Origin of the sequence: Nitrospira sp. CR1.1 (genome assembly GCA_014055465.1) — a bacterium.
GTDB lineage: Bacteria > Nitrospirota > Nitrospiria > Nitrospirales > Nitrospiraceae > Nitrospira_A.
The window spans coordinates 389,193-415,339 of the sequence record WIAF01000002.1 but is presented as its reverse complement, the minus strand read 5'-3'; the positions used below and the strand labels follow the sequence as shown (position 1 = coordinate 415,339).

Genomic DNA, 26,147 nt, shown 5'->3' with positions numbered 1-26,147 from the left:
GTGTGATCCTCAACAATGAGGCCAGTGGAGACCTAGACCATGCGAGATGATGAATTCGTTCCCGTGCCCACTCAATTAAAGGCAGACACGCCTCCCAGAGAAGTTCTCGTCGCTCGCCCCAGCCAGAAGCCGAATGTGTCACGAATCAGAGCGGTAGCTAACGCCGTAGCGATTCTCAGCCTGTCTCTCATCTGGTGGGGCTGCGCCAAGCCGAAACTGCCGGAATCCCAGCAGGTGGTCAAGCCGGCCTGCGAACGGACCATCACCGCCAAGGTCGTGGCCTTGGACCAGGTGTATTACTACAACCGGTTCGGTGCATTTAATCCGGCCGGCATCATGTACGCACTGCGGCGGGATGTCGTTCAAACGGACGAAAAGGAACTGCTCAATGGTGATCTGGATAACTGGCCTGACGAAAAAGAAACAGCGATCTCTCCTCAGCATGGGCCTGCGGATCTCGGTTTGGCCGGGAATGTCAAATTGCGGTCCGATAAGCGGCCTCGTCCGCTGGTGCTCCGGGCCAATGAAGGAGATTGCCTGCGAGTCACCTTCACCAACCTGCTTTCCCCGGACACGAACGGCCAGGAAGTCATGCTTGACCCAGAAAAGCGGCTTACCCGGCCGGATACGCGAGTGACATCCGTCAGTGATAGCGACGAACCGTCTACCCGGCATGCTTCCATGCATGTCAACGGATTGAGTCTGGTGGAGTCCATCGACTCACAGGGGGCGAATATCGGCCGGAATGGATGGCACGATCAAAGCGGGAAGAAGATCGAGGGCCGATGTTCATCGAACCGAAGCGATTTTGGTAAAGATCTCTGTGCCCTGGCGGCACCCGGTGAAACCAGAACGTACACGTGGTACGCCAAAAAGGAAGGGACATTTTTCCTCTATTCCATGGGAGCGCCCGCCGGAGGAGAGGGAGACGGCGGGCAGCTCGGGTTAGGACTCTTCGGGGCGATCAATGTGCAGCCCAGAGGTGCGAAGTGGTATCGCTCGCAGGTGACCCATGAAGACTTGAAGGCCGCAAGTCATACGCAGCCGACACGATTCAGTCAGCCGGTCATCGACTATGAGGCGGCCTACAAAAGTGGGCCGCATGCGGGCGACCCGATCCTGAACATGCTCAAGTGTCAGTCCCAAGACAACCGCCTATGCGAGCTCGTCCATTCGGATCTGAATGCGGTGATCGATATCGATCGGGAAAACGGCTGCGAAAAAATGGGCGAAGGGAATGCCTGCGGTCGACCGTATCGGGAGTTTAGTGTGATTTTTCATGATGAGATCACCGCCGTACAGGCCTTCGATGAAATCAGAGAAGAAGGTAGTCCGCTGAGTTCGCTTCGCGACGGCATGGGGATCAACTATGGCGCCTCCGGTGTAGGATCCATGGTCGTGGCCAATCGGAACAAGCTCGGGCCGGCGCGAGATTGTGTGGAATGCAAACTCGAAGAGTTTTTCCTCACCTCCTGGGTCAATGGCGATCCGGCGATGGTGGTCGGGTACGAGCGGGACAAAGACGGGAGGTACAAGAAGGACCGCGACGGACGGTTTGTCATGCAGGCGCGATATCCTGATGATCCGTCCAATGTCCATCATTCCTATCTTGGCGATCCGGTGCGTTTCCGAAACATGCACGCGGGCCCCAAGGAGACCCATGTGTTCCATTTGCACGCTCACCAATGGCTGGAGGATAAACACGACCCTCTGTCTCATTATCTCGATTCACAGACGATATCCCCGGGCACGACCTTTTCGTACGAAGTGCATTATGGCGGGTCAGGTAACCGGAATCTCGGACCGGGCGATTCCATTTTCCACTGCCATCTCTACCCTCACTTCGCTCAAGGCATGTGGGAGCTCTGGCGGACCCACGATGTGTTTGAAGACGGCGGACCAGACCGCCGTTTGAAGGATTACGACATTGCCGAGGGTACACCCACGCCGGCGATTGTGCCGTTACCGAGGACAGCGCTGCCTCCTATGCCCACGAAGCAGTTCCAGGGATATCCGTTTTATATCGCCGGAGAAATCGGCCATCGGCCGCCGCAACCGCCACTCGATCTGGAAGGCGGGGACGATGCCGGTACCCTCCGTCGTCACGTGGTGGCGGGCGGCACGGTTCGTGATGCCCTGGACGCGCATGGGCCGAAGGAGATGAAACAAGCTCCTCCCATGAACGATGACTTGTTTGATAAGGGACGACAGCAGTCGGCACATATTGCCGCGCGGGTATCTACGCAGAATACCGACAAGGATTTGGTTGGGTTGGCGCGTGAATTGGTTACAGCGAAATTGGATGTGATGGCGACCGCCGGCACGACAGAGGAAAAACAGGCGATGAAATTTCATGCCGGGATGGCTCAGGTAAACGGCGCTCCTGCAGTTCGCCCTGGCGATCCGGGTTGGACCTACACTCCCTATAACTGGGAGGCGCCTGGATATGTGACCTGTCTTTCTAGCGGTGTCTGCGACGATCCACACGGGACACGGGTGTTGTTTCATGTGAACGGAGGCGGAAATGTCATTGAGGCCAAACGCGGAGAGGGTGAATCCGGCGCTCCGTTTTCAAACCCCTGTCCCAGGCAATTTGTCGATGAGAAAGGTTCGATTCATGAGGTGAAGACCCGTGAGTACCGTGCCGTCTATATCCAAATGAATATGACGGTGAATAAATCGGGCTGGCATGATCCGCAAGCCCGTTTCCCGGTCTTGGAGCACGATGTCAAAGAAACTTTGGACGGCAATCGTCCCACCGAACCGCTCTTCTTCCGAGCACAGTCAGGGGAATGCGTGGTCTTTCACGCAACGAATCTGATCCCGAGCAATCTCAACCTGGATGATTTTCAGGTCTATACGCCGACCGATACGATCGGCCAGCACATTCATCTCGTGAAGTTCGACGTCACATCATCGGATGGATCGGGCAATGGATGGAATTATGAAGATGGCACCTTGGCCGCCGATGAAGTGCGGGAGCGAATTCAGGCCTACAACAAGACAAGTCCTGCGCAGCGGCTCAAGCCTCGTACCCACCGGCTCTTTCTTCGCAAGGGGCAACTTGGCGCAACGGAGAACGGCGCCATGGCAGGGGATGCCCGCGGTCTGTGCAGCGATATTACCGGAAAAGAGGCTGATGATCACGATCCGATCGGTCATCCTTGGTGTGGAGCGCAGACCACGACGCAACGGTGGTGGGCTGATCCGGTGCTGAACGGAAAGCCGGGCGACAAAGGCACCAAAGATCGCACGATGCGCACCGTGTTCACGCACGACCATTTCGGTCCCAGTTCACACCAGCATCACGGGTTTTATGCCGCGCTGGTCGTCGAACCGAGAAATTCGAAATGGTATTTCCCGGATGGACGAGTGATGGGAGGAACCGATGCTACGGGTGTTCCTGAACCGGTGAATGGGCGCAAGGACGGCGGTCCGACCTCGTACGCCGCGAACGTGATTGTTCGGAATCAAGGCAAGGCCTGTATTACTCCAGGTAAGAACGGGATCGCCTGCAGTGACGCGCTCGATTCCAGGGGCAGTGTCGATGCCGATCGGACCGGCCGGGAATTCAATCTGGCCTTTGCGGATTTTGCGATTGTCTACGACAAGGAGAATCAACCGGTGAACTCACCGAGTCAGATCGAAGGCGGGTTACGGACGCCTATTCTCCCAGGCCGTATTCCAGTACCGGAAGGCATTTCGACGAAAGATCCCGGTACGCAATTGATCAATTATAGGAACGAACCGATCCCGCTGCGCATCGGGACGCAGGACACAGACGGAAATCAGTTCAAGCAGTTGCCCCTCGATCAGGAGCGCGGCGATCTGGCGCATGTGTTCAGTTCAACCGTTCACAAAGACCAAAAAAGCGTAGACGAGCGTCTGTTTACCGAGCCCATCGGTAACGGACGTATGCCAGGTGATCCGGCGACACCGCTCCTGCGTGCTTATGAAGGCGATCATGTCCAGATTCGGCTGATTCAGGGCGCCCAGGAGGAACAACATGTATTCACCATGCATGGAGCCAAATGGCTGGCCCAGCCGGACAGTCCGAACACAGGCTACGTGAACGCCCAGTCCATCGGGATTTCCGAGCATTTCGAATTCAACGATCGCGTGGTCGACTTTATGCCATTCGGCCGAAGCAACGGAAACAAATCGTTCGGCGGAGTGGGGAAGCACAAATCAATCGACCATCTTTACTCATCGGCCGCGACGGACAATCTGTGGGATGGTCAGTGGGGACTGATGCGTGTCTATTCCCGTACGGAGGATGAACAGGGCCTTGTTCGCTTGCCGGGCAATACGGAGAAAACGCACGATGTTCTGGCGTCCGCGTTCATGCAGAACCTGGATGAGCTGTTGGATCGCGAATTGCTGGACGCCTCGGACGATGCCGCCGGCGATGAGGCGGGAACGAACGCCGCTCCGAGCGACGCGCTGGAGGCGTTTTGTCAGAAGGGCGGTCAGGACTTGCTGTCCCGCTCGTACGAGGTGGAAGCGTGGCTGGCGAAGGACCTGTTGCCAGGCGGAAAGCTGGTCTACAACGAACATTTCGGTATTGCGGATCCCCATGCAATTATTTTCGTGGAGTCCGGCGAGAAGGCCATGTTGCGATCAGGGAGTAAGCGGCCGGAGCCGCTCATTCTCCGCGCTCGGGCGGGGGACTGTATCCGTGTCACCCTGACCAATCATCTCCCTGCAGTCATGCAGGATGGCCCAGACCATCCGGAGACCTGGAGTTACAACATGGTGCCACCGGTCGTCCCGGGCTTCTCGTTTAATCAGGTACGTTCGTCGAGCCGGGTCGGATTACATCCGCAGCTGGTGGACTATAACCTGCTGAAGAGCGACGGAGCGCACGTGGGACTCAATGATGACTCCACCGTCGAGCCGGGCGCCAGCAAGACCTACCTCTGGTACGCCGGCGACATCGTGACCAACAAGAAAGGAACTCGCATTGTCGGCATCCCGCATGAGTTTGGGGCCATTGGCTTGCAGGATATGGGAGATGCCATCAAACATGCGTCGCATGGGGCGATTGGCGCCTTACTCATCGAGCCGCAATGCTCGCACTGGGAGACTGTGCCGTCGACGGGTACCGCCGAGGCGGTGGTGACCTATTGGAAGCCGGAATCGGCATCAGGCCGGCAGGGGAGGCATCTCAAACAACAGATCTGTCCCACTGAGCCCAAGCTGGACTCTGGAAAGCTGTATCGATTCAAAGAAATGGTGCTGCTGTATCAAGACAACCTGAGCGTCCAGCAGTACGGCCAGCCCATTCCCAATCTTCGGAATGGGGATGACTCCGAAGACTCCGGGCAGAAGGGATTTAACTATCGCACAGAGCCGCTCTGGGCCCGATTAGGGGCCGGTGCAGCCGATAATCCGGAGACGATGAATCAGTTCGATTGGTCGAATGTCTTGAGCTCAACGGTGCCGCACTTCCGCTGCGAGGCGGATTTTGCGAACAAGAAATATTGTGACCCCGAAACGCCGATCTTTACCGCGAAGGCCGGAGAGCCGGTGCGGTTTCGGGTGGTGCATCCGGGAGGCCATCCACGACAACATGCGTTCACGGTGTTCGGCCATGATTGGGTGCCGAGTCCATGGATCGATGCGTCCAAAACCATGGGATGGAATCAAGATGGTCTGACGCGAGTCGGATCGGCCGGAGGAATTGGGCCGGGCCGCGACGTGAACATTCTGACAACGGCCGGCGGGGACTGTAAAGTTTCGGGCGACTATCTCTACCGCACGCAAGAAGGGTTCATGTTCGGCGGCGGATTATGGGGGATTTTCCGGGTTGAGGAGAATCTCGGATTGCGCTGGTATCAACCGGCTTGGGCTTGGGCCGGAAATCTCTTCGGGTATGAGACCAACACAGTGGCGTCGTCTGATCTTTGCAGGGTTCAGACGTCGAACGATGCGCCGGTTATGCAGCCATGAGAGGAGCCATTCACACCCTCGTGGCTGCGGCTATGCGAAATATCCCGGGGGTGTTGCTCATGACAGCCTCGGTGGTGGCTGACGCCGCAGAAATTCAGCCGCCGCCTGATGTGCAACGGTTCGAACAGAACGGTCTCGCGATTGAGTTGACGGTTGTTCCGTTGAACGGCTCACCGGAAATCGGGAGAGGATTGACCGCCGGCCAACCAGCCACGGTGAAGGTCGCACTGATGGATGCGAAAAGCGGGTCTCCGGTGGTCGGGATACGTCCGAAGGGGTGGATGACGGGTCGGCGTTCCGAGATGGCGGCTGATGAAGTCACCTGCTTCGAGAAGATCCGTCGGCTGGCCGGCAGACGCTTGGGTGCCCGTGCCGAGATCGACTTGAATCGATATGTGATTGTGACGATGAATCACGACAAGACGGTTTCGGTGATCGACCCCCAGTTGGAGTTTAGTGCGACGAAGCTGGAAAGTCTCGTGACGTTGCCTGGCATCGGCGCGGATTGGGTCCTCAGTCCGGATCAGAATCACCTCTATGTGACCATTCCGGACAAGGACGTTGTGGCAGTGATCGAAACCCGAACTCGCAAGCTCATCGAGATCATTGCTATTGGTGAGGGATCACGTCCGGGACGAATCCTCTGGCAGCCAGAAAGCCGCCGGCTCTGGGTCGGGCTGGACGGAACGGGTCAGGTGGCAGTACTCGACGGAGAGAATCCCAGGCTCCTCACGTCCATGGCGGTAGGGCAAGGTCTCCATACATTGGCCGCTGTTCCTGACGGTCGATTCATGTATGTGACGAATAGCCACAGCGACACGGTGTCGGTGATCGATACGCAGATCATGGCGCCTGTGGCGTCGGTGCCGGTCGGCAAAACACCCGTAACATTGACCTACAGTAGTGCCGCCCGGCGCATGTACGCCGGAGGAGTGAATGGCGGGGAGGCTGTAGCGATTGATCCATCGACGCAGCGAATCGTTGCCCGGATTCCCATGGCGCAGGGCGTCGTCGCGTTGGCCGCAGAGCCGAAAGGCCGGTTTATCTTCGCGGTCAATCAAGTTGCAAGCAGCCTGTCCATCATCGATACTGCCACCAATACCGTAACGGCCGCCACGAACGTGGTCAAAGATCCGGATCAAATCGTGTTCACCCAGCGGTATGCCTATGTACGTGGCATCGAGTCGGAAAAGTTTACGCTCATTGATCTAGGCGAGGCCAGGAATGGGAAATTAGTACCGCTCGATGTGCAAGCCGGACGGCAAGCGCCGAGTGCTGCGCCGCAGGAACTGGGAGTCGCTCCCATGATCGTTCCCACACCTGAAGGCAATGCCGTCATGATTGCCAATGCGCCGGATGCGACGCTCCATTATTATCAGGAAGGCATGATGGCTCCGACGGGAACCTTCTCGAATTATCGTCGAATGCCGCGTGGCATACTCGTACTCGATCGAAGTTTGAAAGAAGTGGCCCCCGGCGTCTACCAAGCAACCGTGACCCTTCCGCATTCCGGTCGATTTGACGTTCCCGTGCTGCTCGACCAGCCTCGCGTGTCGCACTGTTTCCAGGTGGCCGTTCAGGAGTCGGCGGTGTCCCCGACGGCGGACCCGCGCCCTCGACCGGTACGCATTCAGGTGCGGTTTGGGAGCGATCCCGTGTCGGCGCACGTTTCAGCCGCCTTGTGGTTTGACTTGCTGGATGCCGATACTCAGGAACCGATCACTGGGCTTCACGATGTGCAGGTGTTGCTCTTCGAGCCGCCCGGTACCTGGCAACAGCGGCGGTGGGCCAAAGAAGAACGCGCCGGGCGTTACGTGATCACCCAGGCCTTTCCGCATGCGGGAGCATATCGGGTGCTCGTGCAGTCGTCATCCCGGCACGTGCGCTTTTCTGACAGTCTCCCTGCCCTGCTCACCGTCGGGCCGCCGGCGTCTCCTCCCTCGAAATCTCCTGAGCAGGCTCAACAGCCATGAGCGTGTCCATTCGATGATGTCCCGGATCGTTGCAGCCACAATGATCTTGTGGTTGTGTAGCGCGTATGCGGCGCTGGCCTGGTCCGATGTCACCCTGCCCGCCATCCCTGATGTTGAGGTGATTGACCAAGACGGCCTCTCTTACCGCTTCTATGGGGATTTGGTGCAGGGGAGAATCGTAGTCATCAATTTTATCTACACGACCTGCAAGACCAGTTGTCCTGCGGCAACCGGGCTGCTCAGTGGTGTGTATCATCGCCTGCGAGCGGCGGAACAGCCGGTGACCTTGCTGTCTGTCACCGTCGATCCTGTACACGACCGGCCGTCCCGGCTCAAAGCCTATGCCGCGCAATTTGGCGCTGGGAAGGGATGGCACTTTCTCACCGGTGCACCGGCGGATGTCGCCCGCATTTTGGCATCCCTGCAGGTCTCCACATCGAACAAGGCGGACCATCCGGCGATCGTGGTCATCGGGAATGAAGCGACTGGGACATGGACACGTCTTTACGGGGAAGCATCGGTTCCGATGGTGCTGGAGAGCCTCGAGGCCATAGCCGGCCTGCCGGATTCCGCTCCCTCTGGCGGACGTCAATAGGTTATTGCAACATGGCTCATCGATTTCTCCGGGTGAGCGGGACGTGCGTCATCCTAAGCCTGCTCATGATGACGTTTTGTATGGTACGGCCTTCCACCGCCGCATGGATTGATCCGCTTACGCCGGAGGAGCGGCAGGGGCGTGACTTGTATCACTATGGTGAGAACGGCTCCGCGGACCATGTTCACGTGAACTTGCAGGGAGTCGAGGGAGGTGTCCTGCCGACTCTTTTTCGATGCGCGGGATGTCATGGTCATCGCGGGGAAGGAACACAAGAGGGAGGGCTGCGGGTGCCTCCACTCACGCCCTCGGCCCTCAGGCAGCTCCGAGAAGTAAGCAGTACCGGACGGTCTCGGGTCGGATACACGGACGAGGCGCTGGCTAAGGCGATCACGCGAGGCATTGATCCGTCGGGCCATGCGTTACGCCCAAGTATGCCGCGGTATCAATTGACATCCAGCCAATTGGCGGCCGTGATCGCATATCTGAACCGGATTGGAGAGGAATCCGATACGGATCCCGGGGTAAGCCCCGATGTTGTGCTGATCGGAGCGGCGCTCCCTTTGACGGGGCCGCTCGCACAGTTAGGCCGGGATGTAGCCGCGACGATGCGGGGAACTATGCGGCGCCTGAACGAGCACGGCGGCGTATACGGACGGCAAATTGAACTCATTGTGGAAGATTCCCGGGGAGAGCCTGCGCAGACGGCGCAGGCCGTCTCTCGCCTGATCGAGAGGCACCAAGTCTTTGCCCTCGTGGGGAGCTTCGAGCCGACGAGAGAGGCACCCGTCCGTGGACGAATGGAGCGGCTCCAGATACCTCTGATTTTTCCTTTGAGCCAGTCTCTTGAGCTCTCAGATCCGCCCCACCCTTCCGTTTTCTATGCCTTGCCCGGGTTCGATCTTCAATTTCGATCGTTAGTGGATTTTTTTGCGTCCCGCATGAGGGCCCTCGCGGGAAGTTCCCAGCCCCGTCTGGCTCTCGTGCACAGGAGCGGAGTCAGTAGTAGTGAGGCTGTGCGTGGGGCCCTGGCGCAGATTCGGCATCATGGATTGAATCTGGCGGTGAGTTACGAATATTCGTCAGGCCGTCTGGCCGTGGTGGCTCTTGTTGCGCAATTGGAACAGCAGGGAATCGATGCCGTCTTGTTCATGGGAGACGGAGAAGATCTTGTCTCCATGGCAAATGAGCTAGGCCGCCGGGGAATGTCGCCGGTGTTGTTGAGTGCGGCCGGCATGGTCGGCGCACAGGCTCATGCCGTCCCATCGGACCTTCTTTCGCGGATATTTCTCGTGACCCCGCTTGATCCGCCTACGGAGCGTGAGATGATATATTTGCGGGCCTTGAGTGAGCAGCCCGCGTTATCGAGTGTGGGGTTTGCCCGCATGGCCCACGGCGCTGTGTCGATGCTGGCTGAGTCCCTGAAGCAGGCGGGTAGGGACCTCAGTCGCCATGCAGTCATTGAGGCCCTGGAGGCCTTTCGCGATCAGGACACCGGGGCAGGGTTTGCTGTGACATTCGGGGTACAGCGCCGACTGGGACGTGTGGCGTCAAAAGTAGTCGGTCTGCTCAAAGATCCCCCCTATATTTCGCCGTTGACGGATTGGATCGTGCCGGAAGATACCCCATGATCCTTCCATCTCGGGAAATTGGTCTGTGGAACGGCTGATCTTAAGGTGCCGCGGAAGGGCCACCTGGTTGACAGGTTGCAAAATCCTATGGTAGTTTCCCCAGCTCATGTCGGCTGGTCCGGCATGCCTACACCTCGCTCCCGTCTGTGACGGGGGCCAATGTCCAGGAGGAATCTGCATGGAGCTCTACGAGTCCCTGTTTATTATTCGTCCGACCTTAAGCGACGAAGAAACGACGACGCTGATTGAAAAAATGAAGGGTACCGTCACCAGGAACGGAGCCACGCTCGTGCGAGCCGAGAATTGGGGCCGCAAGAAGCTTGCCTACGAAATCAAGCGTGAACGCAAGGGCACGTACGTCTACTTTTATTTTCAAGGTCCTGGCACAACGATCGCGGACCTGGAGCGCGCGTATCGGCTCGAGGATTCAATCATCAAGTTTCTCACCGTAAAATTGGAGCAGGAGCCCGCTCCGCCCAGGGGTGCCCCCGTGGCGGCGCCAGCCCCACAAGGAGCCACCGTTGGCGGGATTCAATAAAGTCATTCTGGTCGGGAATCTGACGCGGAATCCTGAGCTGCGGTACACGCCCAGCGGAACGCCGGTCGCCAGCTTTGGCTTGGCGACGAGTCGGCGCTTCAAGCAGGGTGATGAACTCAAGGAAGAAGTCTGCTTCATCGATATCGTGGTGTTCGGGAAGCAAGCCGAACATTGCGGGCAGTATTTGAGCAAGGGGAACGGCGTCATTATCGATGGGCGTCTTCAGCAGCGACGCTGGGAGACAGAAGACGGCCAGAAACGCAGTAAGCATGAAGTCGTGGCTCAAGGTGTGACCTTTCTCCCGAAGCGGGGCGAGACCGGTGGTGAGGGCGGTGGCCTTCACGAAGAACCACCTTCATACGATGACGAACAGATGTAGGAGACGGAGGCGATCATGGAACGAGGAGATCGTGGAAACAGCGGAGGGGGCGGAGGCGGTCGGTTTTTTCAGCGCCGCAAGCCATGCCGGTTTTGCGTCGATAAAGCACCGATTGATTTCAAGGATGTCGGCCTGTTGCGGAATTTTCTGACCGAACGTGGACGAATTGTTCCCCGTCGCATTTCCGGCAATTGCTTGCAGCATCAGCGGGTGTTGACGGTAGCAGTGAAGCGGGCTCGCCAGATCGCCTTGGTGAGTTTCGCGGAAGAGCGCTAGGGCAGGGCCAGGTTTTGGCGAGTGTTGAATCAAGTGGCCGGGCTGCCTGTCTCCTATTCGATTCGGGGGCGGATCGTCTCGTCATGACGGTGCCCATGGATATACTCAACCCAGCGATTGTCGATATCGGTCCGGAAGGCCTGTCCCTGTCGTGCACGGCCTCTGGGCCTCAGCTGGGCTTGGATGAGCCCGAAGACAAGTTCGATGGTCCGCTGGCGATTCAGCTTGAGCTTTCGAGGCAGGAAGAGCGAATCTCGGTCACCGGAACGTTGGACGGCACCGCGATCCGTCAATGCGTTCGGTGTCTCGCGGAATATTCCGATCCGCTCTGTGTCTCTCTCTATGCGGAATATCTTCCGCAGGCCGGAGTGGTTGCCAAAACGGCCCCGGCGGAACAGGGGCGACGACATTCGAGACGCGGCGTTCAGCCGGTTGAACCGGAAGAAGAGGCGGACGAAGAGGATGAACTGTATTGGTATCAAGGCGATCACCTTGATCTGCTCCCCATGCTGCGCGAGCAGGTGATACTGACCGCTCCGATGCAGCCGATCTGCCGCGAGGATTGCCTGGGGCTCTGTCCTCGGTGCGGGCAGAACCTTAATGAGCGCCAATGCGGCTGTCCTCCTGAGCTAGCGCCGAGTCCGTTCCGTGTGCTGCGAGGGCGCGGGTCGAAAGGTGAAAACGCATAGTCTGTTAACCGGGTCATGTGCCCGTTGAAGGAGTCGTCATGCCAAATCCAAAACATAAACATTCACGATCCCGGCGGGACATGCGGCGAACGGCCAAGACCAGGCTTGTGCCTCCTGGATTTTCTCTCTGCCCGCAGTGCCACGAATTGAAGCTGCCGCACTATACGTGCATGAACTGCGGAACCTACAAAGGCAAAGCGGTTATCGTCGTCGAGGAATCCTAGTCGCGTTGTATTTTTTCGACGTGATTCGGGTACAATTGCCCACCGTGATCACGATCCGACGCTATGTCATGCGTGAGGCCGTTCAGGTCCTAGCCGGCAGGGCGTCTCTGCACGATTCTTCACTTCTCTATCCGTGGACCGCTAACCGCACATGAAGATTGCCGTCGATGCGATGGGCGGAGACCATGGACCGGCCCCGGTCATTGAAGGCGCGATGCAAGCCGCGCAGGAACTGGGGCTCGGGATCATTCTGGTCGGCAAGGAAGACGAGCTGACCGCCGCATGCCGCAAACTCAACTGTAACGATACGCGGATTACCATTCGGCACGCGCCGCAAGTGGTGGAGATGCACGAGTCGCCTGCCGCTGTGGCCAGGAAGAAGCGGGACTCGTCCATTTGGGTGGCGACGGAGCTGGTCAAATCCGGTGAAGCCGATGCGGTGGTCAGTCCGGGCAATACCGGCGCAAGCATGGTCGCTTCATTCTTTGTCCTCGGTTTGATCAAGGGGGTCGAGCGACCGGCGATTGCCACGATGTTGCCGACGTTGACGGGGAGCGCGGTGATGCTGGATGTGGGCGCCAATGTCGATTGTTCGGCGCAACATCTGGAGCAATTCGCTTTGATGGGAAATGAATTTGCCCGGCATGTCTACGCCAAGCCCAATCCGCGCGTGGGACTGTTGAGCATCGGAGAGGAAGACAGCAAGGGCAACGAAGTCACCAAGGAAGCCTTCAAGCTATTGAAAGCCAGCCCATTGAATTTTATCGGGAACATCGAGGGGCGCGACGTGTACAGCGGGAGTGCGGATGTGGTGGTGTGCGACGGGTTTATTGGCAATGTGGCGCTCAAGATTTCGGAAGGTGTCGCGGACGTCATCAAGAAGTTGCTGATGAAGGAACTTTCCGGTTCATGGCTCGGACGGTTGGCCTATCCCTTGATTGCAAAGCCGCTCCTGAACTTGAAGCGAAAAATCGATTATGCGGAATTCGGCGGCGCGCCCTTGCTGGGGGTGAACGGGACCACCATGATCTGCCATGGCCGCTCGTCCGCCAAGGCGATTAAGAATGCCATTCGTCGAGCAAAGGGATTGGCCGAAACCCGTTTGGATGAGCTGATTCAACGCGACATCGAGGAGAGCCTGAGACGGCATCAAGACGAGCGGTTGGAGGGAAAGCAGGCGTGATACGGGCGCGGATCACAGGGACCGGGTCGTATGCCCCTGAGCGGGTGATGACCAATGGTGATCTGGAGCAGCTGGTGGCGACCTCCGATGAATGGATTCGCGAGCGCACAGGGATCCGGGAACGACGCATTGCGGCTCAAGGACAAGCCTGTTCAGACTTGGGCTTGATCGCCGCAGAACGTGCATTGAAAGCCGCTGGCTTGTCCGGCAGTGATCTCGATCTGATTCTCCTGGCCACCTGCACGGGCGATATGCCCTTGCCATCGACCGCCTGCCTGCTCCAACATCGTCTGGGCGCGACGCGGGCCGCGGCCTGCGACATCTCTGCCGCTTGCTGCGGGTTCGTCTATGCGTTAGGGGTCGCTGACGCCTATGTTCGCACTGGAATGCGCCATGTCCTGGTCGTGGGCTCTGAAGTGATGTCCACGATTACGGATTGGACGGACCGCAATACGTGCATTTTATTTGGGGATGGCGCCGGTGCGGCGGTGGTGAGCGCTGCCGAAGGACAACGTGGCATCCTCTCCAGCCACCTGCATTCTGACGGCAGCTTATCTGATTTGATCGTGGTGCCTGGCGGTGGAACGCGGATTCCCCCTTCTGAAGCGATGATGGGCGAACGCTCACAGTACATCAAGATGAAGGGGAACGAAACGTTTAAGGTCGCGGTACGGACCCTGGAGGAAGTGGCGCGCGAAACGCTTGCGGCGCATCAGCTGTCGGTCGATGACCTTGATCTGTACATTCCTCACCAGGCCAACCTGCGTATCATTAAAGCGGTGGCCGATCGTCTCGGTCTTCCGCTGGAAAAAGTCGTCTTGAATATGGATCGGTACGGCAACACGTCCGCAGCCTCGATACCGATCGCCTTGGACGAAGCGGTGCGGGATGGACGGGTCAAAGACGGTCAACTGGTGATGTTCGGCGCATTCGGCGCGGGGCTGACCTGGGCATCGACGTTGATTCGCTGGTGAGGGGGCGGCCACTGATCGGTAATCGGGCCTGAAGCCAGGCTGTGCCGAATGGGTCCGGCTTTTTCCCGTTGACATTGAGCATGGTTTCTACGATACCTTACGCGGCTATGACAGCTTCAGCAATCGGATTTTTGTTCCCCGGACAGGGATCGCAATCAGTGGGCATGGGACGCGGGTTGTATGATGCGTTCCCGACGGTGAGGGCGGTGTATGAAGAGGCCTCCTCCATTCTCGGCTACGATGTGGCGCAGCTCTGTTTTGAGGGGCCGGTTGAACGACTGAATCTCACAGAAAACACTCAGCCGGCCTTGTTCGTGAGTAGCGCGGCGGCGCTCAAGGCTTTGGAACCAGCCGGACTAACTCCCGTGGCCGTTGCCGGGCACAGTCTCGGAGAATATTCGGCGGTTTTCGCGGCCGGCGGCGTCTCGTTTCAGGATGCGGTGTCCCTGGTGCAAAAGCGTGGGCGTTACATGGCCGAGGCCGTGCCACCAGGGACAGGATTGGTCGCCGCGTTGCTGGGTCTCTCGGCGGAAGTCGTGAGGGCAGTGTGTCAGGAAGCCGCGTCCGCCGGTGTGGTCGCCGCCGCGAATTTCAACTCTCCCGGCCAGGTTGTCATTGCCGGCGAGAAGGCCGCGGTCGAACGGGCGATTGAAATCGCCAAGTCGAAGGGATGCAAGAAAGCGATTCCGCTTCCGGTGAGTGTGCCGGTTCACACGCCCTTGATGCAGGGTGCCGCAAATCGGTTGGCAGCGGAATTCGGCGGAGTGACCTGGCGGGATTTGGCTGTGCCATTGGTCAATAATGCAGAGGCGGTGGCGCTGCGGCGCTCGGAAGACATTCGGGCGTCGCTGGTCCGGCAATTGCCGTCATCGGTGCGGTGGGAAGAGTCGGTGCAGACGATGGCTCAGCTGGGTGTGACGACCTTCGTTGAAATCGGACCGGGAACGGTATTGACGGGCTTGGTGAAGCGTATCCTTCCAGGCGCGGTCACCGCCAATGTCCATGACCCGAAGTCATTGGACGCGGCACTCACCGCCGCGGGCGTAGAGCGTCAGGCATAAGCAGCGTAGAGATTGCAGGGGAGTAGACCGATGTCATTACAGGGGAAAGTGGCGATTGTTACGGGCGGAGCCCAGGGAATCGGACGTGCGATTGCGGAAGGCCTGGCCGAGGATGGCGCGGATATTGCGGTGGCAGACCTTGATCCGGGGCGTTCGCAAGAGGCGGTGGCGGCGATTCAGAAATTGGGACGCCGGGCTCTGAGTGTCAAAGTGAATGTGTCCGATTGGAATGATGCCAAGTCCATGGCCGATCAGGTCATGCAGGAATGGGGTCGGATCGATATCCTGGTGAATAACGCCGGTATCACGCGCGACGGGTTGCTGCTTCGGATGAAGGAAGAAGATTGGAACCTGGTCCTGCAAGTCAATTTGAACGGGACGTTTCATTGCACCAAAGCCGTTCTGCTCCCCATGACGAAGCAGCGGTTTGGCCGGATCGTCAATATCGCCTCGATTGTGGGTGCGATGGGGAATGTGGGGCAGGCGAATTATTCGGCATCTAAGGCGGCGGTGATTGGGTTTACCAAAACCGCGGCGCGCGAATATGCGAGTCGAGCCGTGACGGTCAACGCGGTGGCGCCGGGTTTTATTGATACGGCCATGACGCAGGGGTTATCGCCGGAGGTGAAGGACGCTTTGCAGAAGCAGATCCCGCTGGGACGGTTGGGCCTTCCGTCCGATATTGCCGCGGCGGTTCGGTTTCTGGTGTCGGATGCAGCGTCGTATATCACGGGACAGGTCTTGCACGTGAACGGCGGCATGCTCATGGTATAAGTGAGTCGGGCCGGTGAGTCGATCGATTCCGGTCGACCCGGATGTTTCGGCAAAGAATGTGGCGGATGAGATACGATGGAAGGAGGTGGGCAAGTCCATGGCAACAGTAGATGAACGGGTGAAGAAAATTATTGCCGAGCAGTTGGGGGTTGAGGAAGACGAAGTGACGCTGGAAGCGCATTTCGTCGAAGATTTGGGTGCGGATTCGCTCGACACGGTCGAATTGGTGATGGCCCTGGAAGAAGAGTTTGAAATTGAAATCCCCGATGAGGATGCAGAAAAGATCCTCACCGTTGGGAAAGCGCTGGATTACATTAAAGAGAAAGCGTAACGGACGGCAGTATGCACGATCGATCCGTCAGACGTGTGGTGGTGACCGGTCTCGGACTGGTGACGCCGCTTGGAACCGGCGTCGACAAAACGTGGAAGGCGCTGTGTGCCGGCGAGTCCGGCGTGGGCCGAATCACGCGATTTGATCCAAGCGGATACGACGCGCAGATTGCCGCAGAGGTGAAAGATTTCGACCCGGCGCAGTTCATCGAGAAAAAAGAAATCAAGAAGATGGACACCTTCATCCACTATGCGGTGGGGGCGAGCCAATTGGCGGTGGACGATGCCGGCCTGAAAGTTTCGTCTGAAGAGGCGACGAGAGTCGGGGTCTACATCGGGTCCGGTATCGGCGGGCTGGGATCGATCGAGCACTATCATGACGTGCTGAAGGAAAAGGGGCCAGGCCGGGTCTCGCCTTTCTTCATTCCGATGACGATTATCAACCTGGCCTCCGGGCAGGTGGCGATCCGGGTGGGCGCGAAGGGGCCGAATTCCTGTGCGGTCACGGCCTGCGCGACCGGGAACCATTGCATCGGCGATGCCTACCGCCTCATTCGACGGAACGATGCGGATGTGATGATTGCCGGCGGTGCGGAAGCGGCAATTACGCCGCTGGGTGTTGCCGGGTTTGCCTCGGCGAAAGCCCTGTCGTTTCGAAACAACGAACCGGCGAAGGCGAGTCGGCCTTTCGACAAAGACCGCGACGGATTCGTGTTGGGCGAAGGGGCTGGCGTGGTCGTGCTCGAAGAACTGGAGCATGCCCGTGCGCGCGGCGCACGCATCTATGCCGAAGTTATCGGATACGCCATGAATAGTGATGCCTACCACATCACCGCGCCGCCCGAAGAGGGAGAGGGGGCAGTTCGGTGTATGGAAATGGCGATTGCGGATGCCGGCGTCCTCAAGACGGACATCGGCTACATCAATGCCCATGGCACGTCTACCATGGCGGATGCGATCGAGACCAAGGCCATCAAACATGTGTTCGGGGATCAGGCGTACCGGATTCCGGTCAGTTCGACGAAGTCCATGACGGGCCATCTGTTGGGTGCGGCCGGAGGGATAGAGGCCGTGTTCAGCATTCTTGCCTTACACCATGGTGTCTTGCCTCCGACCATCAACCTCGACCATCCCGATCCCGCCTGTGACCTCGACTACGTGCCCAATAAGGCCCGTCCGGCCAAGCCTCAGGTGGCCCTGTCCAATTCGTTCGGCTTCGGCGGGGTCAACGCCTGTCTGCTTTTTCGCAGATGTGACCAGTAATCCTCTCCAGCCATGAGTCAGGTGGTATGACGCCGGCAACGTCAATTGAGGCGGTCCAGCGCCTTCTGGGCTACCGGTTCCGCCAGCCTCGTCTGCTGGAAGAAGCCCTGACTCACAAATCCTACTCCAACGAGCGGCGCACCAAAGATCGAACGCAGAACGAACGCCTGGAATTTCTGGGCGACGCGGTGCTGTCGCTCGTCATGAGTGAGTACCTCGCCGCCGAATTTCCGGGGAGCAACGAGGGCGGGTTGTCCAAGCTGAAAGCTCATCTCGTGAGTGAGGCGTCGCTGGCTAAGGCCGCCCGGCGAATGAAACTGGGGCGCCTGTTGCGATTGGGAAAGGGTGAAGAACTCTCGAAGGGTCGGGAGAAACATTCCTTATTAGCAGATGCGCTCGAAGCTTTAATCGCGGCGGTCTATTTGGATGGTGGACTTGAGGCGAGCCGGACTTTTACCTTGCGGGTGTTGGAGGAGGAATTGCTGGCGGCACGGGCGGAACAGGCCCGGCCCGGGATGGAAGATTATAAAACGCAGCTCCAGGAACTCTGCCAGAAGCGGTTCGAAAGTCTCCCGCAGTATGCCACGGTGCGGGAATCAGGGCCGGATCACGAAAAGGTGTTTGAGGTTGAGCTGACCATCCAGGGAGTGATGCGAGGGATCGGGTGCGGCCACAGCAAAAAAGAGGCGGAGCAGATGGCTGCGCGGGAAGCTCTGACCCAATTAACGGCGTGAGTTACCATTCACTGAACTGGCAAGAAGGAGGCAAGATGACACAACAACGATGGCACAATCGGTTTGGCTGCGCGGGCGTAATGAGTCTGATCTTGGTCGTCGGTATGGTTGGAACCGGTTTAGCGGCTGATGCTCCTGACAAGGGCGGCGATGTCGTTAATGCGAGCAATGTGCGGGCAGTCATCAAGACCAAGTTAGGCGACATTGAGATGAAGTTTTTGCCGGACGTTGCCCCGAAGCATGTCGAAAATTTCATCAAGTTGGCCAAATCCGGATTTTATAATGGCACGATTTTTCATCGTGTCATCCCTGGTTTTATGATTCAGGGGGGCGACCCGAACACCAAGGACACACTGAAAAAAGGCGCCTATGGCCAAGGCGGTCCCGGGCACAATGTCAAAGCTGAATTCAGCGACCTGCCCCACAAGCGTGGCGTCGTGTCAATGGCGCGGGCACAGGATCCTGATAGCGCCGGGTCGCAGTTTTTTGTCGTCGTCGAGGAGTCGCGTTTCTTGGATCGAAAATACACTATTTTCGGTGAAGTGGTGAAAGGGATTGGGGTTGCGGACAAGATCGTGGCATTGCCAAGAGTCATGTGTCAGACCGGCGCGCCGAGTCCTGCCGATAAGGGGCCGTGCGACAATCCGATCGATCGGGTTGAGATGACGGTGACGATTATCGAGTGAACCGGGAGACGTGAGCACCGGGCCGATCCTGCGTGACGCGATCAGCCCGGTGCTCATGATCCCAATTAGAAGGGCTGAGTCTGTTGCTGGGCGCGGACCAGCGTCAGGAAGTGAGAGAGGGCTTTGGTCATACGTTCTGCGTGGGATGCGGAGCGAAAGAGCAGCGTGTCTTCAGCAAACTGGCCTTTCAATTCCGCGACCGCCCCGGTGCAGAAGCTGGTTTTCAGGATGCATGGGCCGTTGGCGTTGCAGGAAATGCGGACCCCGTAAAGGACCAGGTTGTTCTCGCGCGTGTCCTGGCCCTGGTACTCGAAGGTGTCGATGTCCTGCATATTGAAATGAGTGAAACCGGTGTTGACCTCGTCATGCCCATGGTTCAGCTCGATTGTGCCCAGCCTGGTTCCCGTCGGAATCACACTATACACTTCAGTGATTTTGGTCGGCTTCACGGCTTTCGGATTCCGGCAACTGAGGGTTCGCACAAAGCCGTGCGCATTGGCCATGTCGCTGATGAACTGCACGGTGTCATCCAGGGATTGAGTGAAGCCTGCGGTTGGCCAGAGTATGCCACAGGTACATGCCATGGCTAGACTGATCTTCTTCAGCCATCGGCGGCCTGACTTCGCGTGTCTCTTCTGCATGGTTCGTCTCCCTCATATCCTGCAATAGCCTCGTCTGTGACGTGCCTACCGTACTGAAGCAGCTGGCGCAGTGCAATCCTTACTTTTGCGCAGCAGTTGAACGCTTGTGCGGGCGCCAGGTGCACCTCCGTTACGTCCATGGAAGGATTGATATGGCAGGGATCACACGAAGTCTTGGGCGATGACGGCCGAAGTAGAAGGGAAGACAGCGGAATCGATGGGCATAATCGGAGAAAGATCGATTTGTTCAGCGATGGAGCCGAACCGGAAGGTATTCAGTACGGTGGACATGCGGAATTCCATCTTGTCCAGATTCATGTAGTGGAACATTTTGGAAAGGAACGGGCCTTCCATATGGGGTTGGTGAGGATCGAGTTCCCATGGGTGAAAGTACATGACGAGCGGCCGGCCTTTTTGTTCAATCCTCCGCATCAGCCCGCACAGGGCCGGAAATGGCAAAAGCCTGAAATAACTGCCGCCGGCGATGGGAATCCGGACTCCTCCGAGATTGACCGTCGATGGAGGCACTTCCCAAATGGGACCCGAAGAGGTTTGTTTCAGATGGTGCCAGGGGTCTGATCCGGGAAGACCACAATGATCGTGCCGGATAGGAACCACGCTGGAGTCGTAGGTATGCCCCTCTTCGGCCAAGATCGGTAATGCCCACAGTGTTTCGCGCGTGATGGTGAAGCCGGGTGCGCGATACCCATGGACCGGAGCCCCCGTGAGGTCTTCCAGTATCTGTTTGGCCTGCCTCACGTCGGCGCGGAACAAATCCGGTGTTTGGGCCGTGACCAACTCATGCCCATATCCGTGAGAAGCAATTTCATGTCCGCATTCCGCAATCTGCTTAATCAGACCAGGGTGACGTTCGGCGACCCATCCCAGGACAAAAAAGGTGGCTTTGGTATCATACCGCGCGAGTAAATCAAGCACCTTGCACGTGTTGGCCGTCACGCGGCTTTCAAAGGCGCCCCAATGTCGCCGGCGAATAGGCGAATCAAACCGCGAGACCTGGAAATGTTCTTCGATGTCGAATGTCAGACAATGCACAGATGAAATCCTTAGGTGTAGGGTTTTGCCTACTCGTTGCGGTGATGAAGGGTTTGCATGCTGACGTTGGAGAGGAACCCCTTTCGACCCGCTTTGTATACTATGTGTGCACAACGAAGTAAAGCAAACTTTAAGCCATTAGATTTCCATAGGTATTTCAATGGGATCATTCGGAAGTCCGGCAGACGATTGCAGGGGTGTACGGGAGAACTTTTACGGAAAGTATCTAAAAAGATACGTCTTGGTCTCTCTAATTAAGAGCCCGCGAGATGCGGCACTGGTGGGGCAGGGGTGCAATGCGTGTGATCAGGCGGCTGGTTTTCTTCTCTCGCTGTCTGTCAGTTGTTGCTGCAGAGGCACGGTGAACCGGAAAACCGACCCTGATCCCGGCTCGCTTTCCGCTCCGATGTTGCCTCCCATCAACTCCACCAATTGTTTGCAAATGGCCAGTCCCAGTCCTGTTCCTCCATACTTCCTGGTCGTGGAGCCGTCGGCTTGCACGAAAGGCTGGAATAACTTCCCGAACGCGCTAGGCGCAATCCCGATGCCGGTATCTGCGACGGAGAATCGGACATGACTGACTCGGTCGGTATTCAATGACGATTGGCCGTAGCTGGTAGCAGGAAACTCGAGACGTTGTCCAGAAGGCCGTTGGTCCAGGTCGACCACGATGGAAACGGTTCCGCGGTCGCTGAATTTGATGGCGTTCGCGAGCAGGTTGCTGAGGACTTGCTGCAGTCGGGTCGGATCTCCCAATAAGGCGGCCGGCACATCCTCCGCAATCCGGGAGTGAAGGATAAGACCTTTTCGTTGCGCTCGCTCTGCGAACAACGCCAGGACTCGACCAACAAACTTTGGCAGGTCAAAGTCCAGCAATTCGAGTGACAGTTTCCCGGATTCAATTTTTGAAAAATCGAGAATGTCATTGATGATGACCATCAAGGAATCGCCCGAGGAACGGATCGTTTGCGCGCAATCCAGTTGTTCGGGAGTCAGGTCGGTTTCCAGGAGCCAGTCGGTCATGCCCAGCACGCCATTCATCGGGGTGCGGATTTCATGACTCATCGTCGCGAGGAATTCGGATTTGAGCCGGGCCCCCTCCATCGCCGCATCGCGAGCCTGCGTGAGAGTCGCCTGGCTGGCTCGCAGTTCCTGGAGTACCTGGTTGGCTCGAACCATGTAGCGGATGCGGTGGGTCAACAGCATGGCGTTCAAGGGTTTGACGATAAAATCCGTCGCGCCGGCATCATACGCTTTGGTAATCGACTCAAAGTCGTCCAGCCCGGTCATGATGAGAATCGGGGTGTGTTCGCCGCCTGGTAACTGTCGCAACGCTGCGCAGGTCTGAAAGCCGTCCATTTCCGGCATCATGACATCGAGGAGCACCACGTCCGCCGGGCTTTTTTGAAAGGCGTCGCAGGCTTCCCGCCCGTTCTCAGCCTCCACGACGACCCATCCGGCTTGTTCCAGGGCTTCACGGGCAAACATGCGGAGAATGATGTCATCGTCCGTGACCAACGCATAGGGTGATCGTCCCGATGAGAGCGGGATCATGATGATTTCTCCTTGGCGATCTCGTTTCGAAAGACGGCACAAGCGGCAGCATATTCGCACTGTAGGTCGGCCAGAACCCGATCGGCTTCGATCAGGTTCTTTTGAGCGCCCATCGCTTCGAGCTCCCTGCATCGAGCCGCCACGGCAAGGGCTCCAAGTTGGGCACTGCTCGACTTGAGCCGGTGAGCAACTGCTTGCAGTGCAGAGGGATCGTTCGCGCGAATCGCGTTCCGCAGGGTATCCACACTATCTCGTGAATTATCGAGATACTTTCGGAGGACCGAGGCCAGCACATCAGGCCGGTTCGGGCGCTGCAACGCGCGAATGCCGTCGAGGGCTTTGGGGTCCATGCCCGATGCGGCTGCGGTGCTGCCTGTTGTGGAATCAGTTGCCGGTTGAGTTGACTTGCCATTTACAGGAGGCGTTTCTCCTGAGGCAGGGGCGGAGTTCGGGGCAGGTCCCCTCCTCTCCAGCCATTTCTGCACGGCGCTCTGCAATTGGATCTGGGTATAGGGTTTGGTCAAATAGTCATCCATCCCGGCCGCGAGACATTGTTCCCGGTCGCCTTGCATGGCATTGGCGGTTAAGGCGATGATGGTCACCCTTCGATGCCCTGAAGACGTTTCCTGCCGGCGAATTTCGCCGGTCGCCGTCAGGCCATCCATCTCCGGCATCTGACAGTCCATGAGCACGAGATCAAATTGGCTGCGCCCGACCAATTCCAGCGCTTGCCGGCCGTTTTCTGCCATCTCGACCTCATAGCCGAGGATTTCCAACATTCCCACTGCGACCTCGCGATTGACCGGGCTATCTTCAGCCACAAGAATCCGGGCCGCACGATGTCCCGCTTCCTTGGCCTCCGGTCCGGTGGCTGACGGGCACGCATAGGGCGGCCCGTAGCCAGGTTCGAGGGTGACATGCGGTTTTGGAAATTGCGGATACGACGTTAGGCCCGTTTCCGTTCCCGCGCCAAGCGGTTGCAGTTCGAATCGCGCCGTAAACGAAAACGTGGAGCCGCGTCCGGGCTCACTTTCAACGGTGATGGTTCCGCCCATGAGCTCCACCAATCGCCTAGCGATCGACAGCCCGAGTCCTGTCCCGCCATACCGTCTGGTGGTTGAACCATCGGCTTGCGCAAAGGCATCAAAAATACGTAATTTTGCCGCGGGCGGAATGCCGATGCCGGTGTCGGTGACCGAAATGCGGAGCTGCGCATGGGTAGCTGTACCGCTCACATAGCCGGCAGTCAGCGAAATCTCTCCGGTTTCGGTGAATTTCATGGCATTGCTCAAAAGATTCATGAGGATTTGACGGAATCTGACCGGATCGCCCTTCAAGTAGCGTGGGACCTTTTCGTCGATCTGTTGAGTCAGGAGAAGGTGTTTCCGGCGGCCGGCCTCCATGAATAGCTCGAGGGATTCGTCCAACAGTTGCGACAAGTCGAATCCGACACATTCCAAATCCAGTTTGCCCGCTTCGATTTTTGAGAAATCAAGAATGTCGTTAATGATGGCGAGCAGGGTCCTCCCCGACCGGTGTACGGTTGAAGCGAGGTGCCGCTGCTTGTCCGTCAGGGGGCTGTTGAGCAAGAGCTCGGTCGTTCCCAGCACGCCATTCATGGGGGTGCGGATTTCGTGGCTCATATTGGCGAGGAACTCGCTCTTTGCCTTGCTGGCCGCTTCGGCGGCTTCCTTTGCCGCACGGAGTTCCTCCTCGGTGCGTTTGCGGTCGGTGGTATCGATATGGATGCCGACCATCCGCGCGGCCACGCCGTACTCGTCCCGGATGAGGCTGCCGCGGGAGAGGATCCAGCGGTACGATCCATCCCGATGCTGCAGCCGATGTTCGAGCTCAAACTGGGAGTGGTCGCCGTCCAGACAGGATTGTATGGTCGTATGGACCAGCGGCTGGTCTTCCGGATGAATGCGGGAGCGCCATTCTTCGAATGTATTGGACAGTGTGGCCTCGTCATGGCCGAGGTGGCTTTTCCATTGCGGGGAGAAATAGACCGAACCGGTCGTGAGGTTCCAATCCCAGATTCCGATGTGAGATCCCTGCACCGTCATCAGGAGACGGGCTTCGCTAGTGCGCAAAGCTTCTTCCGCCTGCTTGCGTTCTGAAATATCCACGACGAAGGCCGTGAACGTATACGCATTTTCCAGGCGGAGCGGGGTGATGGCCAACTCAATTGGAAACTCTGTGCCGTCGCGGCGCAGGGCGGTGATCTCGATCCGTTTGTTCAAAATAGGCCCGTCACCGGTCTTGATGAACCGCTCAAACCCTCGTCGATGGGCTTCGCGTTGAGCCTGTGGAATGATGGTGTCCGCCATCGTCCGGCCGATGGCTTCCTGGCGCGTCCACCCGAATGTCTGCTCCGCCTGAGCATTCCATCCGATAATGCGTCCCTGCTCGTCCACGCTGATCACTGCGCTGAGCGCAGTATCAATAATCAATCTGGTCCGTCCCTCGCTCTTGCGCAGCGCTCCTTCGGCGTGGAGCCGCTCGACCGCTTCCAGGGCCAAAGATACTAACGAGGCGATCGCATAACTGAATTGTTGCTCCTCGAGCATCCACGAGCGCGGCGGCCCCACATGTTCACTGCAGAGCACCCCAACCAGTTTCCCCTTGAAGCGAATCGGAATATCGAGCATGGCGCCGATCCCCAGCGGGGTCAGGTAGGTGTGGGTGAACTCGGAGGTGCGAGGATCGGTCCGCGCGTCGGATGCATCAATGACGCGTTCCGTGAGGAGTTCCCGGAAATAGTTCGGGAATTGTGTCGCGAGGAGTTCCATGCCGGAGGAATGGCTGTTGGTGGACGCGTCGTAGAGTTCTTTGCAGGTGATGGCGCTGTGATCCTCGCGCAGAAGCCAGATGCTGGACCGGCGCACTCCAAGCGTCGAGGCTGTGACGCGGGTAATTTCCCTCAAGGCCGGTTCCAGAACACCGCTTTGAATGATGCTGTTGCTTGTCAGGCCCAAGAGAGCGGCCTGATGTTGCCGCAATAAATTTTCCGTATAGCGACGAACATCCTCCGCCTGCTTGCGCTCCGTAATGTCCCGAAAGACCAGCACGGCCCCGGCGGCATGGTTGTCGCGCTCAATGGGAGCTAACACGCAGGACACGGGAAACGAACGGCCGGTGATCGAGGTGAGAAGGCCGTCGTCGGTCCTGAACGAGTGCCCCTGAGCCGTGTCATCCAGCAGCACCTGGGTGAAGACCGGCGCGGTGAGATTTGTGCCGTACGAGAGGGAAATCATCTCCCCCAGGCGTCGTCCCGCGACCTCTGCTTCGGTCAGCCCCCACAAGCGCTGCCCTTCAGGATTGAGCAACACAATGTCCCAGTTCCGATCCACGACGCAGAGCCCGTCGCCCATGGAACAAAGTACGGTGTGAAGTTTGTCCCGTTCCTCGGCCAACTGACTCTCGGAGGTGCGGCGTAGCTGCTCGTTCAGGTCCTGCATCTCTCTTGCGGAGAGCGCGATCGAGCGTTCGAGCAGTTCTCGCCCCTGATCGGATTCAAGGTAGCTCCGGCTGACCCGTTCAAGCAATTGCTGCCAGGCCTCGAGCGAGGTGGGCGCTGCACCGTGTTCCAATCCCAATCGCTTGAGTTGTCGTGTAAGCAGCGGATGCATAGAAA

The 26,147-nt window shown here is 58.1% G+C and carries 21 protein-coding genes; 17 read left to right on the top strand and 4 right to left on the bottom strand.

All coding sequences use genetic code 11. The annotated features are described in order from the left end of the window. Positions 1–39: 39 nt before the first annotated feature. The 17 genes from GDA65_06505 (at position 40) to GDA65_06425 (ending at position 19,262) form a co-directional block, all read left to right on the top strand. Positions 40–5,952, top strand: a complete 5,913-nt coding sequence (locus GDA65_06505; protein MBA5862341.1) for a copper oxidase — start codon at positions 40–42, stop codon at positions 5,950–5,952. After that, on the top strand, positions 5,949–7,925 hold the full coding sequence (locus GDA65_06500; GenBank protein ID MBA5862340.1) for a hypothetical protein: 1,977 nt from the start codon (positions 5,949–5,951) through the stop codon (positions 7,923–7,925). The genes GDA65_06505 and GDA65_06500 overlap by 4 nt, the downstream gene beginning before the upstream one ends. After that, positions 7,789–8,520, top strand: coding sequence for a hypothetical protein (locus GDA65_06495; protein ID MBA5862339.1), 732 nt, complete (start codon positions 7,789–7,791; stop codon positions 8,518–8,520). The genes GDA65_06500 and GDA65_06495 overlap by 137 nt, the downstream gene beginning before the upstream one ends. Next, positions 8,418–10,151 (top strand): ABC transporter substrate-binding protein, encoded by a 1,734-nt coding sequence (locus GDA65_06490; GenBank protein MBA5862338.1) that lies wholly within the window; start codon positions 8,418–8,420, stop codon positions 10,149–10,151. Before GDA65_06495 ends, GDA65_06490 begins: the two co-directional genes overlap by 103 nt. A 106-nt stretch (positions 10,152–10,257) precedes the next feature. Beyond that, positions 10,258–10,689, top strand: coding sequence for a 30S ribosomal protein S6 (gene rpsF / locus GDA65_06485; GenBank protein MBA5862337.1), 432 nt, complete (start codon positions 10,258–10,260; stop codon positions 10,687–10,689). Continuing rightward, positions 10,673–11,068, top strand: a complete 396-nt coding sequence (gene ssb, locus GDA65_06480) for a single-stranded DNA-binding protein (protein ID MBA5862336.1) — start codon at positions 10,673–10,675, stop codon at positions 11,066–11,068. The genes rpsF and ssb overlap by 17 nt, the downstream gene beginning before the upstream one ends. 15 nt (positions 11,069–11,083) lie before the next feature. Continuing rightward, a complete protein-coding gene (rpsR, locus tag GDA65_06475) occupies positions 11,084–11,344 on the top strand; it encodes a 30S ribosomal protein S18 (GenBank protein MBA5862335.1) in 261 nt (86 codons plus the stop codon). Positions 11,345–11,427: 83 nt separating this feature from the next. Continuing rightward, complete coding sequence (locus GDA65_06470; GenBank protein MBA5862334.1) at positions 11,428–12,033, top strand: hypothetical protein; 606 nt, start codon at positions 11,428–11,430, stop codon at positions 12,031–12,033. A gap of 38 nt (positions 12,034–12,071) precedes the next feature. Further along, the gene (rpmF, locus tag GDA65_06465; GenBank protein ID MBA5862333.1) at positions 12,072–12,257 is read left to right on the top strand and encodes a 50S ribosomal protein L32; all 186 of its coding nucleotides are present in this window, start codon (positions 12,072–12,074) and stop codon (positions 12,255–12,257) included. A gap of 151 nt (positions 12,258–12,408) precedes the next feature. After that, complete coding sequence (gene plsX / locus GDA65_06460; GenBank protein ID MBA5862332.1) at positions 12,409–13,440, top strand: phosphate acyltransferase PlsX; 1,032 nt, start codon at positions 12,409–12,411, stop codon at positions 13,438–13,440. Beyond that, complete coding sequence (gene fabH, locus GDA65_06455) at positions 13,437–14,414, top strand: beta-ketoacyl-ACP synthase III (protein MBA5862331.1); 978 nt, start codon at positions 13,437–13,439, stop codon at positions 14,412–14,414. The genes plsX and fabH overlap by 4 nt, the downstream gene beginning before the upstream one ends. A gap of 107 nt (positions 14,415–14,521) precedes the next feature. Further along, a complete protein-coding gene (gene fabD / locus GDA65_06450) occupies positions 14,522–15,475 on the top strand; it encodes an ACP S-malonyltransferase (protein ID MBA5862330.1) in 954 nt (317 codons plus the stop codon). 30 nt (positions 15,476–15,505) lie between these two features. Beyond that, positions 15,506–16,249, top strand: coding sequence for a 3-oxoacyl-[acyl-carrier-protein] reductase (gene fabG, locus GDA65_06445; GenBank protein ID MBA5862329.1), 744 nt, complete (start codon positions 15,506–15,508; stop codon positions 16,247–16,249). 97 nt (positions 16,250–16,346) lie between these two features. Beyond that, the gene (acpP, locus tag GDA65_06440; protein MBA5862328.1) at positions 16,347–16,580 is read left to right on the top strand and encodes an acyl carrier protein; all 234 of its coding nucleotides are present in this window, start codon (positions 16,347–16,349) and stop codon (positions 16,578–16,580) included. An 11-nt stretch (positions 16,581–16,591) separates the two neighbouring features. After that, the gene (gene fabF, locus GDA65_06435; GenBank protein ID MBA5862327.1) at positions 16,592–17,842 is read left to right on the top strand and encodes a beta-ketoacyl-ACP synthase II; all 1,251 of its coding nucleotides are present in this window, start codon (positions 16,592–16,594) and stop codon (positions 17,840–17,842) included. A 26-nt stretch (positions 17,843–17,868) separates the two neighbouring features. Next, positions 17,869–18,576 carry a ribonuclease III gene (gene rnc / locus GDA65_06430; GenBank protein ID MBA5862326.1) on the top strand — a complete coding sequence of 236 codons (708 nt, stop codon included), beginning with the start codon at positions 17,869–17,871 and terminating at the stop codon, positions 18,574–18,576. Between the two features lie 104 nt (positions 18,577–18,680). Beyond that, positions 18,681–19,262 carry a peptidylprolyl isomerase gene (locus GDA65_06425; protein MBA5862325.1) on the top strand — a complete coding sequence of 194 codons (582 nt, stop codon included), beginning with the start codon at positions 18,681–18,683 and terminating at the stop codon, positions 19,260–19,262. A gap of 65 nt (positions 19,263–19,327) precedes the next feature. Here the strand turns inward: GDA65_06425 and GDA65_06420 are convergent, their stop codons facing one another. The 4 genes from GDA65_06420 to GDA65_06405 all read right to left on the bottom strand — a co-directional run bounded on the left by GDA65_06420 (position 19,328) and on the right by GDA65_06405 (position 26,142). Then, entirely contained in the window at positions 19,328–19,903 is a 576-nt protein-coding gene (locus GDA65_06420; protein MBA5862324.1) for a hypothetical protein, read from the bottom strand. Between the two features lie 162 nt (positions 19,904–20,065). After that, the gene (locus GDA65_06415; GenBank protein MBA5862323.1) at positions 20,066–20,956 is read right to left on the bottom strand and encodes a DUF3473 domain-containing protein; all 891 of its coding nucleotides are present in this window, start codon (positions 20,954–20,956) and stop codon (positions 20,066–20,068) included. 306 nt (positions 20,957–21,262) lie between these two features. Beyond that, entirely contained in the window at positions 21,263–22,642 is a 1,380-nt protein-coding gene (locus tag GDA65_06410) for a response regulator (GenBank protein ID MBA5862322.1), read from the bottom strand. Continuing rightward, complete coding sequence (locus GDA65_06405) at positions 22,507–26,142, bottom strand: PAS domain S-box protein (GenBank protein ID MBA5862321.1); 3,636 nt, start codon at positions 26,140–26,142, stop codon at positions 22,507–22,509. Before GDA65_06405 ends, GDA65_06410 begins: the two co-directional genes overlap by 136 nt. Positions 26,143–26,147: the final 5 nt, after the last annotated feature.

Coding starts and splice junctions, on each gene's coding strand:
- GDA65_06470 (MBA5862334.1), top strand. CDS start 11,428: ATGACGGTGCCCATGGATATACTCAACCCAGCGATTGTCGATATCGGT.
- fabD (MBA5862330.1), top strand. CDS start 14,522: ATGACAGCTTCAGCAATCGGATTTTTGTTCCCCGGACAGGGATCGCAA.
- plsX (MBA5862332.1), top strand. CDS start 12,409: ATGAAGATTGCCGTCGATGCGATGGGCGGAGACCATGGACCGGCCCCG.
- rpmF (MBA5862333.1), top strand. CDS start 12,072: ATGCCAAATCCAAAACATAAACATTCACGATCCCGGCGGGACATGCGG.
- GDA65_06420 (MBA5862324.1), bottom strand. CDS start 19,903: ATGCAGAAGAGACACGCGAAGTCAGGCCGCCGATGGCTGAAGAAGATC.
- GDA65_06405 (MBA5862321.1), bottom strand. CDS start 26,142: ATGCATCCGCTGCTTACACGACAACTCAAGCGATTGGGATTGGAACAC.
- fabG (MBA5862329.1), top strand. CDS start 15,506: ATGTCATTACAGGGGAAAGTGGCGATTGTTACGGGCGGAGCCCAGGGA.
- acpP (MBA5862328.1), top strand. CDS start 16,347: ATGGCAACAGTAGATGAACGGGTGAAGAAAATTATTGCCGAGCAGTTG.
- fabF (MBA5862327.1), top strand. CDS start 16,592: ATGCACGATCGATCCGTCAGACGTGTGGTGGTGACCGGTCTCGGACTG.
- rpsR (MBA5862335.1), top strand. CDS start 11,084: ATGGAACGAGGAGATCGTGGAAACAGCGGAGGGGGCGGAGGCGGTCGG.
- rpsF (MBA5862337.1), top strand. CDS start 10,258: ATGTCGGCTGGTCCGGCATGCCTACACCTCGCTCCCGTCTGTGACGGG.
- GDA65_06425 (MBA5862325.1), top strand. CDS start 18,681: ATGGTTGGAACCGGTTTAGCGGCTGATGCTCCTGACAAGGGCGGCGAT.
- rnc (MBA5862326.1), top strand. CDS start 17,869: ATGACGCCGGCAACGTCAATTGAGGCGGTCCAGCGCCTTCTGGGCTAC.
- GDA65_06505 (MBA5862341.1), top strand. CDS start 40: ATGCGAGATGATGAATTCGTTCCCGTGCCCACTCAATTAAAGGCAGAC.
- GDA65_06500 (MBA5862340.1), top strand. CDS start 5,949: ATGAGAGGAGCCATTCACACCCTCGTGGCTGCGGCTATGCGAAATATC.
- GDA65_06410 (MBA5862322.1), bottom strand. CDS start 22,642: ATGCAGGGAGCTCGAAGCGATGGGCGCTCAAAAGAACCTGATCGAAGC.
- GDA65_06495 (MBA5862339.1), top strand. CDS start 7,789: ATGCGGGAGCATATCGGGTGCTCGTGCAGTCGTCATCCCGGCACGTGC.
- GDA65_06490 (MBA5862338.1), top strand. CDS start 8,418: ATGGACACGTCTTTACGGGGAAGCATCGGTTCCGATGGTGCTGGAGAG.